General features: G+C 31.9%; 14 protein-coding genes. 10 read left to right on the top strand and 4 right to left on the bottom strand.

What is annotated here, in order from left to right; translation table 11 throughout:
• The first annotated feature begins 42 nt into the window (after positions 1-42).
• The 3 genes from TTHE_RS10205 to TTHE_RS10195 all read left to right on the top strand — a co-directional run bounded on the left by TTHE_RS10205 (position 43) and on the right by TTHE_RS10195 (position 7,615).
• Complete coding sequence (locus TTHE_RS10205; RefSeq protein ID WP_013298500.1) at positions 43-3,204, top strand: PD-(D/E)XK nuclease family protein; 3,162 nt, start codon at positions 43-45, stop codon at positions 3,202-3,204.
• On the top strand, positions 3,170-6,436 hold the full coding sequence (locus TTHE_RS10200; RefSeq protein ID WP_013298499.1) for a UvrD-helicase domain-containing protein: 3,267 nt from the start codon (positions 3,170-3,172) through the stop codon (positions 6,434-6,436). Before TTHE_RS10205 ends, TTHE_RS10200 begins: the two co-directional genes overlap by 35 nt.
• A 66-nt stretch (positions 6,437-6,502) precedes the next feature.
• Entirely contained in the window at positions 6,503-7,615 is a 1,113-nt protein-coding gene (locus tag TTHE_RS10195; protein WP_013298498.1) for an aminopeptidase, read from the top strand.
• Positions 7,616-7,659: 44 nt separating this feature from the next.
• Here TTHE_RS10195 and TTHE_RS14840 read toward each other — a convergent pair whose 3' ends face one another.
• Positions 7,660-7,791 (bottom strand): hypothetical protein, encoded by a 132-nt coding sequence (locus TTHE_RS14840; RefSeq protein WP_013298497.1) that lies wholly within the window; start codon positions 7,789-7,791, stop codon positions 7,660-7,662.
• A 217-nt stretch (positions 7,792-8,008) separates the two neighbouring features.
• Between TTHE_RS14840 and TTHE_RS10190 the strand changes: the two genes are divergently transcribed.
• Both TTHE_RS10190 and TTHE_RS10185 read left to right on the top strand, forming a co-directional pair.
• Complete coding sequence (locus tag TTHE_RS10190) at positions 8,009-8,218, top strand: YgiT-type zinc finger protein (protein WP_013298496.1); 210 nt, start codon at positions 8,009-8,011, stop codon at positions 8,216-8,218.
• 22 nt (positions 8,219-8,240) lie between these two features.
• The gene (locus tag TTHE_RS10185; RefSeq protein ID WP_013298495.1) at positions 8,241-9,101 is read left to right on the top strand and encodes an RluA family pseudouridine synthase; all 861 of its coding nucleotides are present in this window, start codon (positions 8,241-8,243) and stop codon (positions 9,099-9,101) included.
• Here TTHE_RS10185 and TTHE_RS10180 read toward each other — a convergent pair.
• Positions 9,084-9,977 (bottom strand): radical SAM protein, encoded by an 894-nt coding sequence (locus TTHE_RS10180; RefSeq protein WP_013298494.1) that lies wholly within the window; start codon positions 9,975-9,977, stop codon positions 9,084-9,086. The genes TTHE_RS10185 and TTHE_RS10180 overlap by 18 nt on opposite strands.
• Before the next feature lie 290 nt (positions 9,978-10,267).
• Between TTHE_RS10180 and TTHE_RS10175 the strand changes: the two genes are divergently transcribed.
• Together TTHE_RS10175 and TTHE_RS10170 are read left to right on the top strand one after the other, a co-directional pair.
• Positions 10,268-11,215, top strand: coding sequence for a beta propeller repeat protein (locus TTHE_RS10175; protein WP_013298493.1), 948 nt, complete (start codon positions 10,268-10,270; stop codon positions 11,213-11,215).
• Positions 11,216-11,253: 38 nt separating this feature from the next.
• A complete protein-coding gene (locus TTHE_RS10170; protein WP_013298492.1) occupies positions 11,254-11,481 on the top strand; it encodes a hypothetical protein in 228 nt (75 codons plus the stop codon).
• 25 nt (positions 11,482-11,506) lie between these two features.
• Here the strand turns inward: TTHE_RS10170 and TTHE_RS10165 are convergent, their stop codons facing one another.
• Positions 11,507-12,001: a L,D-transpeptidase family protein gene (locus tag TTHE_RS10165; protein WP_013298491.1), complete on the bottom strand. Its 495-nt coding sequence runs from the start codon at positions 11,999-12,001 to the stop codon at positions 11,507-11,509.
• A 206-nt stretch (positions 12,002-12,207) separates the two neighbouring features.
• Between TTHE_RS10165 and TTHE_RS10160 the strand changes: the two genes are divergently transcribed.
• From TTHE_RS10160 to TTHE_RS10150, 3 genes are all read left to right on the top strand, one after another.
• Entirely contained in the window at positions 12,208-12,948 is a 741-nt protein-coding gene (locus TTHE_RS10160) for a hypothetical protein (RefSeq protein WP_013298490.1), read from the top strand.
• Positions 12,949-12,978: 30 nt separating this feature from the next.
• Positions 12,979-13,557, top strand: a complete 579-nt coding sequence (locus tag TTHE_RS10155) for a hypothetical protein (protein WP_013298489.1) — start codon at positions 12,979-12,981, stop codon at positions 13,555-13,557.
• A gap of 85 nt (positions 13,558-13,642) precedes the next feature.
• A complete protein-coding gene (locus TTHE_RS10150; RefSeq protein ID WP_013298488.1) occupies positions 13,643-14,008 on the top strand; it encodes an ATP-binding protein in 366 nt (121 codons plus the stop codon).
• Here TTHE_RS10150 and TTHE_RS10145 read toward each other — a convergent pair.
• Complete coding sequence (locus TTHE_RS10145) at positions 13,995-14,300, bottom strand: hypothetical protein (protein ID WP_013298487.1); 306 nt, start codon at positions 14,298-14,300, stop codon at positions 13,995-13,997. The genes TTHE_RS10150 and TTHE_RS10145 overlap by 14 nt on opposite strands.
• Positions 14,301-14,302 lie beyond the last annotated feature (2 nt).

Genomic DNA, 14,302 nt, shown 5'->3' with positions numbered 1-14,302 from the left:
TGTATTAAAATAGATATGTAATCTGATTTGTTAGGGGCTGATATGTTGAAGGAGATATTTTATGTACCGTTTTACAGTAAGACCCGGGATATGCTTATTATGAAGTCAATAGATGTAATCAAAAGTGGAAAAAGAGTTGTGTATGTGCTACCTTCCCGTGAGGCTATGTTTGATGTAAGAGATAAATTTATTACATACAATGGTGGCATAACTGATACGGATATATTTGGATTTGAAGACTTGGAAAAGCAGATATGCGGCGACTTTATAAAAGATTATACTTTAATCTCATCTTATGAAATACGGGAGATTTTAAGAAACATTTTGCATAAGATTTGTGACAATTCATATTATGAGAAAGTAAAAGGTAAGGCTGGATTTGTAAAGTCTGTTTTAAGCTTCATAAAAGTGATTAAAAGGAAAATGATAAATCCTAATGAGCTTAAAAGTATTGCAGATTCTATTGATAGACCTACGTTTAAGGATAAGTTAAAGAATTTAGCTTATTTTTATGAATCCTATGAAGAATATAAGATTAAGAGAAAATTGATAGATGTAGATGATATATCAATTAAAGCTGTTGAATTGTTTCAAAATACCAATTACTTTAATAATGTTGGGCTTATTATTGTAGATGGATTTATAAATATAGACTATGTAAATATGAAATTGATAGGTGAAATGGCTAAGAGCAATAGATATGATATTTACATAAACATTCCGTTTAAAAATGAATTCAACGAAAGCTTTATCAGGAATGGCATTATAAAAGATCTCTGCGAATTAGGGTTTAATGTAAATAATGATATTTATGAGATGATAGAGGTTAATCACGATGTAAAAAAAGTCGCAACATACATTTATTCCGGTGAAACAGTTTTAAATGGAGAAGACTTATCAATAAAGATAATGAACAGTCCCTCAATTGAGCATGAAGTAAGAGAAACCGCAAGGCTCATAAAGAGAAAGATAGTCTTTGATAAAATAAATCCCGATAGAATTGCCGTATTTATAAAAAATATAGATGATTACAGGACGCAAATTATAGATATATTTGATGAAATGAATATACCTGTTAAAATAAATAGAGGAATAAAACTGTCTACTATGCCCATAACAAATGATATTTATAATTTAATTTCATATAAATTAAACCACGATTATGAAAGTTTTGTTAATATAATGACGTCAAAGTTTTTAGTTCCTTATGAAATAAGCAAGAGAAGCCGTGAAATTATTGATCTATTAAGTGGAATTGATAGAGATAAAGATAATTTTGAAGATGAATTTGTGACCGCTATGAAAGATGATAAAAGTTTAAATGCCACATTTGAATTCTTGAAGAGGTATGTAGATGTATTTATAAATTTTAGAGAAGTGCCATATAAGGACACAAAAGAATTTGTTGAAAGCGTGTTGAAAGTCATCGATTTATTAGAAATTGATTTTAATATAAAAGCATTATTTGATATGGGAATAATTAGAAGCAGCGATTTTATAAGTAATGTAAAGGCATTGGAAACAATTAAGCAGATTTTAAATAAGGAATTGGAAATAAAAAAGCAATATGGAGAACCGTCAATCGATGACATAGAGAATTTTCAAAATGATATATTGGATATGTTGTCAAATTTTGATGTAAGCATCAGAAATTTAGATTTTGAGGGAGTCAGGATAATAAGCCCTGATTTAGCCAGAGGCCAGATGTACGATGTGGTATTCATCCTAGGTGTAAATGAAGGTGTACTTCCAAGCACGAAATCAATTAATCCCATATTCGACCTTTCAGATGAAGAATATTTAGAAAAGCATGGAATCTACATGTTAAGCCGCAAATGGGAGTTCGAGCGAGAAAAGGTACGTTTCAATGCATGCATAGCTTCGGCATTGAAAGAAGTGTATGTTTCATATCGCACTACTGATGAAGATGGATGCAATATGATAAAGTCGCCGTTTATAGATGATTTACAAAATCTTTTTGATGAAAAATCAAAGGAGAGGTTAATTGCTCCTATCGTATACATGAAGGACAGATTTGCTTTTGAATGCGATGCAGCAAGTAAAGATGAAGCATTATTGTTTATGATTGATTCTAAATGGAATAAAAGGCAAGGCGATGCTAACACAATATATTCCAATATCTTGGAGAATGACTTATATTTAACGAAATCTTATTCCTACATAAATTTTTCTGCGTCGATCGAAAAGAAAAGAAGGGCAAATTGCGAAGTTGACAATCACATGGGCATTATATCGAAAGATGCTAATTTAAAAGAACTTAGCGATATTCATTTAAGTGCTTCTAGTTTAAACAGCTATGTTGTGTGCCCATTTAAGTTTTTTATTGAAACATTGTTGAATTTGCACGTGTCAGATGAATTCATCGAGTCAAAGAAAAGCATTGGTTCACTTTACCATGAGGTATTGATGAAATACTACAAGGATAATTTGGATCTTTATGATGTCAATGAAGATAGGCTTGGAGAAATAATTGATGAATCTTTTGAGAAAATAACTGGCATCGAAAATGATATTATCTTTGATAAGATAAAGCAGGAGTTCTATAACGTTGTTTTTCAGCTAGTCAAAGATGATATATCAAACAGATTATATTATTACAATAAGACGGGTGCGGAGCTTATACCATCAATATTTGAAAAGAAATTTGAAATGAAGGATCACTACGGTGGAAATATTTTTCATGGCAAGATAGATAGAATTGATTTAGAGCGAAATATAGATGGAAAATTTACAGGTAAGTATGTGATTTATGACTATAAATCAGGTGGCATAGATGGAATAAGGCAGTGCATCGAAGGATTGGATTTTCAATTGCCTACATACTATATGGCAGTTGAAAATATTCTCAAAGAGGAATTTAACATAGAATATCCAAAATGTTTGGGGCTTTTGTACTATAGCATAGAAAAGGTTAAAAGAAATGGAATAGTATTAGCTTTGTACAAGAAAGATCTTTTTAAAGGAAATTCTGGACCGAGAGATGTAGTTGGGGAAAATAATTTCAATGTAATCATAGACTGGATTGAGAAAAAGGGAATAGAAAATATAGATAAAATTAAGACTGGTATTTTTAACTTGCCAGATGAATGTCCTTTTGAAAATTCATCGTTTAATTGTGCATATAAGTCAATATGCAGGTATGACAAGTATGCAATGGAAAGAGGCGAGAATAGCGTTGTATAAATTACCGACAGACGATTTAAGCGAAGAACAATTAAAAGCACTCGATATAAGTAAAAATATAGCATTAAAAGCTGGTGCAGGCTCGGGTAAGACGAGAGTTTTAACGAAAAGATATATAAAACTTCTCAATGATATTCCCGAAATTAAAATTGATAATATTGTAGCGATAACTTTTACTCGCAAAGCAGCGTCAGAAATGAAAGACAGGATTAGAAAAGAAATTGAAGTTATGTGTAAAGTTGATTCGGAAAAAGAGAAGTGGATGGAGTTTAGAAACTCACTATCATTTGCAAATATAGATACAATCCACGGGTTCTGCGAAAAGATCATAAGGGATAATTTTGCAGATGCAGGAGTTGACCCGCTGTTTACGATTATAGATGAAGCGGAGTCTAATACAGCAGTTCATAATATAGTAAGATGGATAGTCGATGAGGCGTTAAATGACCCTGTAAACAAGGACTTATTAAAAATTATGTTTAAAAAATATCCTTCGAAAATCGTTGTGAATGGAAAATTTGAAGCTGAACTTATTAGTTTGATGAACCGCATAAAAGAAACTGGACTGAGAATTGACGATGTAAAATTATACGAAGGAGAAGAATATGATGAATCAACAAAAGCTATGGAATTGCTGACAGTAAGAATTATAAAAAAGATTGACGAGGAGTATGATAGATTTAAGAAGGAGAGAAATTTGCTTGATTTTAATGACTTGGAAATTGCCGCTTTGAAGCTGCTTTCTGATGATAGCAAAAGAGATAGCTATTTTGAAAGGTATAAATATATACTTGTTGATGAATTTCAGGATATAAATCAAATTCAAAAGAGGATTATTTTGAAGCTTGCAGAAAAAAATGGAGTAATTCCAGAAGGAAGGCTGTTTATTGTTGGAGACTATAAGCAGTCAATATACGGATTTAGAGGGACAGACTACAGGATATTTGAAGAGTTTTGTGAGAAGATAAAAAAAGAAGGTGATGTGTTAAACTTAAGCAATTGTTATAGAAGCACAAAAAACATCATCTGTACGGTAAACTCTGTATTTAAGAATCTGCTTGAACCATACGAAGAGTTGAAATATCTAAATGATACGGAAGAAGGGCCGAAAGTTGAACTTATAACGTACAACAAGCAAAATATAGCAGATCCAAGAAATGAAAGATTTCAAAGTATTAAGAAGCTTTTGAAGGATGACAGCAAAAGTGAAGAGTTACACGAATCTCTAATGAAAGATATTAAAAAATCAGAATCAAAGAGAGACTTTCAAGGAAGTATAATTGCGTCAAGAATTTTGAAGCTTTTGGATGAAGGCTATAAGTACGAAGATATAGCAATTCTCTTAAGGAGTAGAACTGGACTTGAAAGTGTAGAAAATGCATTGCTAAAGTATGGCATACCATACTGTGTAATAGGTGGAATTGGATTTTGGGACAAAAGCGAGATTATCGATATAATTTCCCTTTACAAGCTTGTATTTGACATGTCAGATAAAATTGCACTGCTGGTAGTTTTAAGGTCGCCTATTTTCGGTTTTAGCGATGATGATGTATACAATCTTATGAGTATATATAATGATGAGGGCTTAAGCAACATATTAGAGGCATTAGAAAAGCTTACTTGTATCAATAGAAGCAATGAATGGATCATAGTAAGGGCTTACAACATATTAAAGGAGATATCTAATTTAAATGGAATTTATGGAGCATACGAGATATTTGAAAAGATTTTAGACTTAGTTGACTATAAAAAACTTTTAATATCATTGCCAAATGGGTATCAAAAATATAGGAACATAGAAAAGCTGGAGAAAATAATAAAAGATTTTACGGATAAAGATATATTCAATGCAAGAGATTTGGTAGAATATTTAAGCTCATTTAAAGAGTTTTCAGGATTGGATTCTGAAGCATTTTTGGACACAGAAGAAAGTGATGCAGTCAAAATCTTAACAATACATGCATCAAAAGGGCTTGAATTTGAAGCTGTAATTATCCCAGATATGGATAAAGCTACGGATGGTGTTTCTATAAGGCACAATCATTTATTTATGCTAAGTGAAGACGGGTACATGTATGGCATAGGTGTTAACGAAGAAGGTGAACTTGATAAAGAGGCAAATAGTAGGTATAAATCTGCATATGATGAATATTTAGAAAGAGAAAATCAAGAGAGCAGAAGGCTTTTCTATGTTGCGTCTACAAGAGCAAAAAGGTTTCTTGCTTTTATTGGTCAAGAAAAAAATAAAACAAGTGAGTTACAAAATGAAACAGCGTTGAATTCATTTATGAAACAGCTGTTTTATGCGATGGACATTGATGATATTGACATTGCAGTGCTTAATGGAAATGATTTATTAATGTATGACAGGAATATTAAAATATGTAAATCATATGACAAGTCGGAAATAGGCAAACTTAAAAATGATAATCTAATTGCTGAAATACCGTTAAAACCACAGGGAAACATAAGTATAACGGCGTATATTGATTATTTAAGCTGTCCTAAGTTGTACTATTATAAATATATAGCAGCATTAAATGATGAATATATTGAAGAACAACTGAAAAATGATGATTTTTACGAGTATGATGCTTTAGATATAGATGCTTTAGAACGAGGGACGATTGTTCATAGAATACTTGAAAATATCAGCATACTTGATAGTAATGCATCTAGTCCAAAGAATGGTATTGATGGTATCGATGTGGATAATGGCATCAAGAAGTACATTGACAATTACTTTAAAATCATAAAGGAACATAGAAAAGTGTTAAAGGGGAAATTATTGAAAAGTTTAAATGAGTATCGATTTAGAGTTCTGTTAGATGAAAATTTGAATTTAAATGGCGTAATCGATAGAATTGATATATATGAGAATGATGGAGAAATCGAAGCATATATATTTGACTATAAAACGAATAAGATAAATAATGATGATGAAATAGAAGAAGTTGTAAATCATTATAAGCCGCAAATACATGCTTATTCATATGCATTAAACAAGTTAAAATCAATAAGCGGTTACACTCCAAGCTTAAAAGGAGCTTTTTTGTACCTTTTGGATGTGGGCAAATATATTGAAGTAGATATTTCTGACTTTTATGTATCTGATACTATGAAAAAAATTATTAATGATGCACCATATTTACTGGGAATCAAGAATTTTACGGTTTACAGCGGAACGAAAAATATGTACTGTAGTTTATGTAAATACAATAAAATTTGCTAATAGTATTGGCTTTTTATTTACAATGTGTAATAATATGGTTAAGTATTAATTTTAGGGGGTGGGTACATGACAGACCCAAGGTTAAAAAAACTTGCAAATTTATTAGTAAATTATTCAACTAAAGTAAAAAAAGGCGATTTTGTTTTAGTTCAGGCTGGTGACATAGCAATACCGTGGATAAATGAAGTTGTTAGGGAGGCAGTGAAGGCAGGCGCACACGTTGAGACGCTAGTTGACATTCCTGATGTTTCAGAGATTATTTTAAAAAATTCTACAGAAGAGCAACTTCTCATGGAAAAGTATATACAAAGGGTAGCTCTTGAAAAAGCAGATGTATGGCTTACTGCTTGGGCTAACAAAAACACAAAAGCAAATTCAAATGTAGATCCATTAAAGCTGCAGCTAGCAGCCAAAGGTGCATCGTCATGGAGAAAGGTTTACTCAGAAAGGATGGGTAATGGTTCTTTAAGGTGGTGTGGAACACAGTATCCCACTCAGGCAGATGCTCAGGAAGCCGAAATGAGTTTGAGCGAATACGAAGATTTTGTTTATGGGGCGGGTCTACTTGATAGCTATGACCCAATTTATATGTGGCAGAAAATACACGATGAGCAGGATGTATGGATAAGTTACTTAAATAAAAAAACAGAATTGCACATCGTATCGGAGGGAACCGACATCTACGTTAATATTTCAGGTAGAAAGTGGATAAACTGCAGCGGTACTGAAAATTTTCCTGATGGTGAGATTTTTACATCGCCTGTGGAAAATAAAATAAATGGACACATCACGTTTAGTTTTCCAGGAATATACATGGGAAAGAGCATAGAGGGAATTTACCTTGAAGTAGAAAATGGCCTTGTTGTGAAAGCTACTGCAGAAAAAGGTGAGGATTTATTACACGCATTGATGGATACAGATGATGGTGCTAAGTATTTTGGAGAAGTAGCCATAGGCACAAATTATGGAATACAGAAATTTACTAGAAACATGCTTTTCGATGAGAAAATAGGTGGTACAGTCCATATGGCATTGGGAGATTCGATGCCGGAAGCAGGAGGGAAAAATCGCTCTGCTATTCATTGGGATATGCTTTGCGATATGAGGCAAGGTGGAGAAATATACGCAGATGGTGAGCTTTTCTATAAAGATGGTCAATTTATTAAAAGTGTTTTATAAATTCAAAAAAAGGCGTTGGCAAATGAACCAACGCTTTTTTGATTTTATATTGTAGGCTCTTGCTTATCAAGGACAAATACACCGGGTACTAAAAGTAATATTATGATAATTATTAATATTATCCAAACCCAAAAATCGTCATCTCTTGGCCTTTTCTTGCAGTCAGTTCCAGCCATTATACTCCCCCTCCTTTTTTATAATTGATGGGAACAGCTACAGTAATATAGTATGATAAAAAAGTATTTTTGTTACGGGCGATATTGATGAAAGGAAGAAAATATTCCATGTTTCTGTAATCAGTGGTATAATATTTCTGTTATATATTAAGTTTTTTTGTCGAATTTACGATATAAAGAATAGCTGTTTCATTAACTAATGCGAAGGAGGTCAATAATGCTAAAACGATGCTTCTGTGGGGGAGATGTAGAGATAGAACTTGCAGATTATGAGTTAATAAAGGGGAAAAAGGTTATAGTTTACAAAGATGTTCCAACATATGTTTGCCAGAAATGTGGTGCCAAATATTATGACACAGAAGTATTGGATAAGATATTAAAAGATGAAAAAAATAAGGGAACATATAAATTAAGTAGAGTATGGTAAAAATTGTTATTGGTGTGGGCAGATGAAGATTATCGCAAGTAAAGAAGACGAAAATTTGCCTCTTAAAGAGATATTAATAAATAGAGGCTTTTCGTCGACTCTCATAAGAAAATATAAACATAGTGGTAGAATTTTAGTAAACAATGAAATATCAATAGTAAACAGAATAATTAAAAAAGGAGATATCATCGAGCTTTATTTAGATGATGATAATGTGTCAGTTAAGCCGGAAAAAATGGATTTACATATATGCTATGAGGATGATGACATTTTGGTTGTCAATAAAGATGCCGGTGTCGTTGTCCACCCTACAGCCGGGCATCCTGATGGTACATTGGCAAATGGCGTTGCTTGGTATTACGAAAAAAACAACATTAATGCACCAATAAGGCCTGTCAATAGGCTTGACAGAGATACATCCGGTTTAATCATTTTTGCCAAAAATCCCTTTATGCAAAATTATCTTCAGATTGTTTGCCCTATGAAAAAATTTTACATTGCTATAGTTCGAGGGGATTTAGAAGACAGAGGAACGATAGATTTGCCTATAAAAAGAAAACCAGGCAGCACCATTGAACGAATGGTAGATGATGATGGAGATAAGGCAGTGACAGATTTTTATGTGCTTAAGAGAGGCGAAAAGTTAAGCCTTGTAAAGTTAGAATTAAAAACAGGCAGAACACATCAAATAAGGGTTCACTTAAGCCATATAGGACATCCTATAATTGGTGATACGCTATATGGCTCGGATACTTCTTATATAAAGAGGCAGGCACTTCATGCTTATAGAATCACATTTAGACAGCCTTTTATTGGAAAGTGCATCTCAATTTATTCACCTATTCCGGATGATATGAAGATGGTATTAAAAGATGCCTTCTAAATCAAAATCGGGAATGAAGCTTTCTGATGCACTTTCATCATCCTGAACAAATCCGTTTTCCAGACCTATTTCAAAGAAGTATTCTATCGCTTCTTTATATTCTTTATTGCTTATTCTTCTATTTAACTCTTGGTATTTATTTGCGTTGTAAAATGGTGTATATTGTCCCATAAGGCTTACATATATTTCTTTAGGGAGATTATCACGTATCCATTTTAAAATTTCTTTTGTCTCATCTAATTTCCCCGGCAATATTAGATGACGTATAATCATTCCCTTTTTCATTATGCCGTCATTATCAAAGACAGGGTTACCTACCTGACGATACATTTCTAAAATCGCCTTTGTAGCGTACTCAAAATAATGTGGTGCTTTAGAGTATTTTATGGCTGTCTCATCACTGTAATATTTTAGATCAGGCAAGTATATATCTATGAGGCCATCTAAAGTCTTTAAAGATTCTACATTTTCGTATGCATTTGAGTTGTAAACAATAGGTATGCTAAGCCCATTATTTCTAGCTATGATTATAGCTTCTTTTATTTTTGGAATAAATATTGTAGGTGATACAAGATTGATATTGTGAGCACCTGATTTTTCTAAATTCATAAAAATATCTGCAAGCTTTTCTGATGAAACACTTACTCCAAAATTTCCTTGGCTGATTTTGTAATTTTGGCAGAAAACGCATTTTAAATTGCAACCTGTGAAAAATACTGTTCCAGACCCTCTAGTGCCGCTTATGCAAGGCTCTTCCCACTCATGAAGATATGCTTTTGCTACTTTTATTTCACTTAACATACCGCAGAAGCCTATTTTTGTACTGCGATCAACATTGCAATTTCTTGGACATATATTGCATATTTGTGATACCATTTAAAACACCTCATAAGTATTTTATCATACTAATCAGCATATAAGTAATATTTATTTATTGAATTATCTATATTTGTACTTTACCTCACTTTCATTAGATTTTTAGAAGGAATTTATCGGCCGATTTACTACCCTTCTATATAGAAAAGAGTATTTTATTTTTAAAATACAACCTTTGCTAAAGTATTTTTAAAATTTAATTTTACTTAATCATTTTTAATGTTTATGTAATATTTGACAAATTGATTAGATGTATAATAGTGCTAGAAATTACAAGGGGGAATGATCACATGAAAAGATTTTTGGCTGGTCTATTAATTTTAGCTTTATTTTTAACTGGATGTGGAATTGCTGCAAAACAAAGCAATACAATTAGTCAAAATACAATATCTAATAGTTCTTTAAAAACAAATGTATCTGATATCAGGTGGAAATGGTCTTTTAAAAATGACCAAAATACATTAGAGAATTTGCAGATTTTCAAATCATTGGATGGAGGTAATTCATGGACTCAAATAAATTTACCTATAGACATTTTATCAAAAGATGTATATAGTAACGTTTATGTAGAAAATGTTGTCCCATATTTTTTAGACTCTGACAATGTTTGGATTTCATGGATAAATAATAATGATGAGTCATTGTATATTCTTAAAACAACAGATGGAGGCAAAACGTGGAACAAACTAAGTTATAAACTCCCGCAGTTATCACAAAGCATTTCGAAAATCCAATTTGTAACACCAAATACAGGTTGGCTTTTGGCTGTATCTGATGGCGCAGCGGAACAGCAAATAAAATATTTATTTAGAACAAATGACGGCGGAAAGACATGGGAAAAAATTAATGTTACTTCATCAGATTCTTATTCAGGTTTACCACTTGTAGGAACATCAACTGATATGATATTTTATGGCGTAGATAATGGATGGGTAGGTGTATCAAATCCGATATCAGCGGATGTAATCTTGTACAAAACGATGGATGGAGGCAATACGTGGAGTAAAGTTTCAGTTCCTACACCACAAGGCTACGAAAAGTATTGTATCGTGTCGGCTTCAGTACCTGTATTTAAAGACGATAAAAATGGAACATTAAATGTCGATTTTTATAGAACAAACAATGGTAAACCTGAAAATCACACTGTGACTTATGTAACAAATGACGGAGGAAACACTTGGTCAACAAATGTATACGCGTATGATGAAAATAAACATATATTTGTAAAATTAAATTAGCTTTTACATCCGGCACAATAGGTAAAGGTGGAGTATATTTGTACGATGCTGAAAATAATGTTTATAAAAATTTTCATGTTCCTTATATTAATGTTGCGAAAATTTTTTGGAATAGCGATGGTGATCGCATTGCTTTTATAGGCGAAAAGAATAGTGATTTTGAACTATGTACTATTGATTTAAAAAATGGCAAATATTCAGTTGTTAATAAATTAAATCCCGAAGCTATAAAATCATTTAATGAGAAATCTATTATATGGAAGTAAAGGCAGGTTGCCCTGCTTGTTGCAATTATAGACTATTATTTACGTATAAAACACCTAATCCTTCTATAGATATGCTTTTTATTTTTGCAATTAATGCTTGTTGATTATTATTTGATAGTCTTATACATCCATATGTTGGCCTCAAAGGATACCATATATCATTTGCATTTGCATCTGGATCTCCACCATGAATAAGAAAACCACTTCTACCATTATTAGCAGCTAACAGAGCATTACCACCAACTGGATCTAATTCTATTACAGGATTAGGTCCATAAGAGCTTAATGGGGAAAGTATTGATCCAATTGATGTATAGTATGTCCCTGTAGGTGTATCTGCATCAATTAGCATCCAATTTGTATGATCATAATTATTGTTTGCATCACTTGTGCCTCTACCTAAACATTCTACAGGGCCAAAAACTATAAACCCATTAGAATCTCTCAAAGTCAAATTGCCTTTATAGTCTCTGCTTGTATAAAAATTAGCATATATTGTATAATCTCTTGGAATTGACATAAATATCTCCTTCCTTTTTTATTTTTTCAGAAGGATTTTATCGGCCGATTTACCCTTCTATTTAGAAAAGAGTATTTTATTTTTAAAATACAACCTTTGCCATTTAAAATTTAATTTTTTCTTAATCATTTTTAATATTTATGTAATATTTTACAGTTCAATTAGATGTATAATAATGTTAAAAAGTTTTAGAGGGATGTGAGAATATGAAAAAACTTTTTATCGCTTTATTGATTTTGACATTGTTCTTAAGTGGGTGTGGAAGCGAAACGAGTGAAGATAGCCGCAGCAAAATACAAACAACTCAAATTTCAGATACTGCAAAAAATAATAGCGAGAATATAGATGCACCACATATTAACCAACATATTCCACAGCTTATTACATATAATGGGAACCATGTATCTGCTTGGGTGAATCAATTCTTGTTTGTTGAAAATGGTGATTTAAAAGAAAGTTATGATGGTGATAAAAGTTATATAAAGCTTAGTTATGCAAAGGATAATGCCATAAAGACTATTGATTTAACTTCATACGCATTAAAGTACGATTTGATTAATGGCATTGACTATATAACTGCTTCTTCGTCAGGAAAATATATTGTTTTAGAGTTTTCTCAAGACGTTCCAATTAGTGTCATTGTTGATACTGACACAAATAAAAGCAACATACTGTGGTATGATGAATCAAAAAAAGAAAGCATGATGAGAATTTCGTTTAACCCCAATAATGAAGATGAGTTCGCCTTTTTGCCGTCAGTAGAAGTAAATGGTCCTAATGGCAGTCATTTTTTAAAACTTTATGAAATAAAAACTCATAAAATAAATACGGTAGGCGAAATCTCAGAGAAAGATATAACGATGCAAAATTCACTGATACAATGGGATAAGAACACAATAAATGTCATTTCACTGGATAGAAGCAAAGTATTCACTTTTACATATTAATCATTATACAGAAGTAAGGGGAGTCGATTTATGTTGCTCATTATATTAATTTTTGTAATAGCGATAACATATTTGATTGTTTCTTCAAAACATCCACAATTTAAAATGAAAAAGATAAGGTATACCGTAACACTTTTTCTCTGTATGCTTCTTGCAATTCATTTTTACTTAGACTACTTTAGAATAGGGTCGTTCAACTCGCTAATTTTAAATAATTTCGATAATTCAAAAGTTGTTTCAGTTATGTTGGTTAAAAATACTGACAACACTAAGGACAGCATCATAAAAAGCACCAGTGATGCAAAGACAATAAATGATTTGATAGCATATTTAAAGCAATTTAAACTTCTACAGTATAATGGCAAATATAGTAGTTCAAATAATCATTCTTATGATATTGTCTTTTATACTGATAAAAAAGATGAAAAAATCGGAATAAGTGTAACAAATGAGAATTATATCGATGTCGCTGTAACAACCACTAAGACTTATCATTTATTCTTTTTTAATTGGTATAACAACATAAACAGCTATAAATCTTACAAGATAGTTAACGGCAAAATAAATTCGCATTTTTTAGATTCTGTATTGGATTCTATAGAGGATTAATTCAAAATCTGTGATATTTATCACAAACATTATGTTGTTTTTGTTGTATAGTATATATTGGACAGAAATGAATGGAGGTTATCAGATGGTTAAAAGAAAGATAGTAAAGATTGACGAAGAAAAGTGCAATGGATGCGGCCTTTGTATTTCACCATGTGTTGAAAGCGCAATAGTTTTAGTGAATGGAAAAGCCAAAGTCATAAGTGAAGAGCTTTGCGATGGCGCAGGTGTATGTTTGAATGTGTGTCCAACAGGTGCTTTGTCTATTGAAGAAAGGGAAGCAGCACCTTTTAACGAAGAAGCTGCTATGAAGCATAAAAGTGAAATTAAAAATGACAGATGTTCATATTGCGGCAACAGCGATGACGATGCACCGATCTTGACATATAAATACAAAGGAGAAATAAAGCAAGTCTGTGTAAGATGCCTTCCACATCTTATTCATGGTTAATTCTTTTCGGAATATTAGGCGGTGGAGAAGATATGCCAAGTTCTTTATGACGTGGCGAATGGACTATAGTGATGCTATTCATTATTATTTCTATATCTTCTTCATCGCCTTTTACTTTTTTACGCAATTCTACTCTTGGTACGACGACAGTGACTTCATGAGGTATATCTATGTTTGTTTTCCTTTCTATTTCAATATCAAGACCATAAAGTCTTAGAGTTATTTTGTCATATCCTTTATTTTTTTTAAATATCTTCTTTATTGAGCTTAATAAATTATTTATATTAATCATAT

The organism is Thermoanaerobacterium thermosaccharolyticum DSM 571, assembly GCF_000145615.1.
Lineage (GTDB): Bacteria > Bacillota > Thermoanaerobacteria > Thermoanaerobacterales > Thermoanaerobacteraceae > Thermoanaerobacterium > Thermoanaerobacterium thermosaccharolyticum.
Note: the sequence above shows the minus strand (reverse complement) of the source record. Positions and strands in the feature narration are given on the sequence as shown.

Excerpts from the sequence above, each read along its gene's own strand:
- TTHE_RS10175 (WP_013298493.1), top strand. The coding sequence starts at position 10,268 with ATGAAAAGATTTTTGGCTGGTCTATTAATTTTAGCTTTATTTTTAACT.
- TTHE_RS14840 (WP_013298497.1), bottom strand. The coding sequence starts at position 7,791 with ATGGCTGGAACTGACTGCAAGAAAAGGCCAAGAGATGACGATTTTTGG.
- TTHE_RS10190 (WP_013298496.1), top strand. The coding sequence starts at position 8,009 with ATGCTAAAACGATGCTTCTGTGGGGGAGATGTAGAGATAGAACTTGCA.
- TTHE_RS10180 (WP_013298494.1), bottom strand. The coding sequence starts at position 9,977 with ATGGTATCACAAATATGCAATATATGTCCAAGAAATTGCAATGTTGAT.
- TTHE_RS10165 (WP_013298491.1), bottom strand. The coding sequence starts at position 12,001 with ATGTCAATTCCAAGAGATTATACAATATATGCTAATTTTTATACAAGC.
- TTHE_RS10205 (WP_013298500.1), top strand. The coding sequence starts at position 43 with ATGTTGAAGGAGATATTTTATGTACCGTTTTACAGTAAGACCCGGGAT.
- TTHE_RS10150 (WP_013298488.1), top strand. The coding sequence starts at position 13,643 with ATGGTTAAAAGAAAGATAGTAAAGATTGACGAAGAAAAGTGCAATGGA.
- TTHE_RS10200 (WP_013298499.1), top strand. The coding sequence starts at position 3,170 with ATGCAATGGAAAGAGGCGAGAATAGCGTTGTATAAATTACCGACAGAC.
- TTHE_RS10185 (WP_013298495.1), top strand. The coding sequence starts at position 8,241 with ATGAAGATTATCGCAAGTAAAGAAGACGAAAATTTGCCTCTTAAAGAG.
- TTHE_RS10155 (WP_013298489.1), top strand. The coding sequence starts at position 12,979 with ATGTTGCTCATTATATTAATTTTTGTAATAGCGATAACATATTTGATT.
- TTHE_RS10145 (WP_013298487.1), bottom strand. The coding sequence starts at position 14,300 with ATGATTAATATAAATAATTTATTAAGCTCAATAAAGAAGATATTTAAA.
- TTHE_RS10160 (WP_013298490.1), top strand. The coding sequence starts at position 12,208 with ATGAAAAAACTTTTTATCGCTTTATTGATTTTGACATTGTTCTTAAGT.
- TTHE_RS10195 (WP_013298498.1), top strand. The coding sequence starts at position 6,503 with ATGACAGACCCAAGGTTAAAAAAACTTGCAAATTTATTAGTAAATTAT.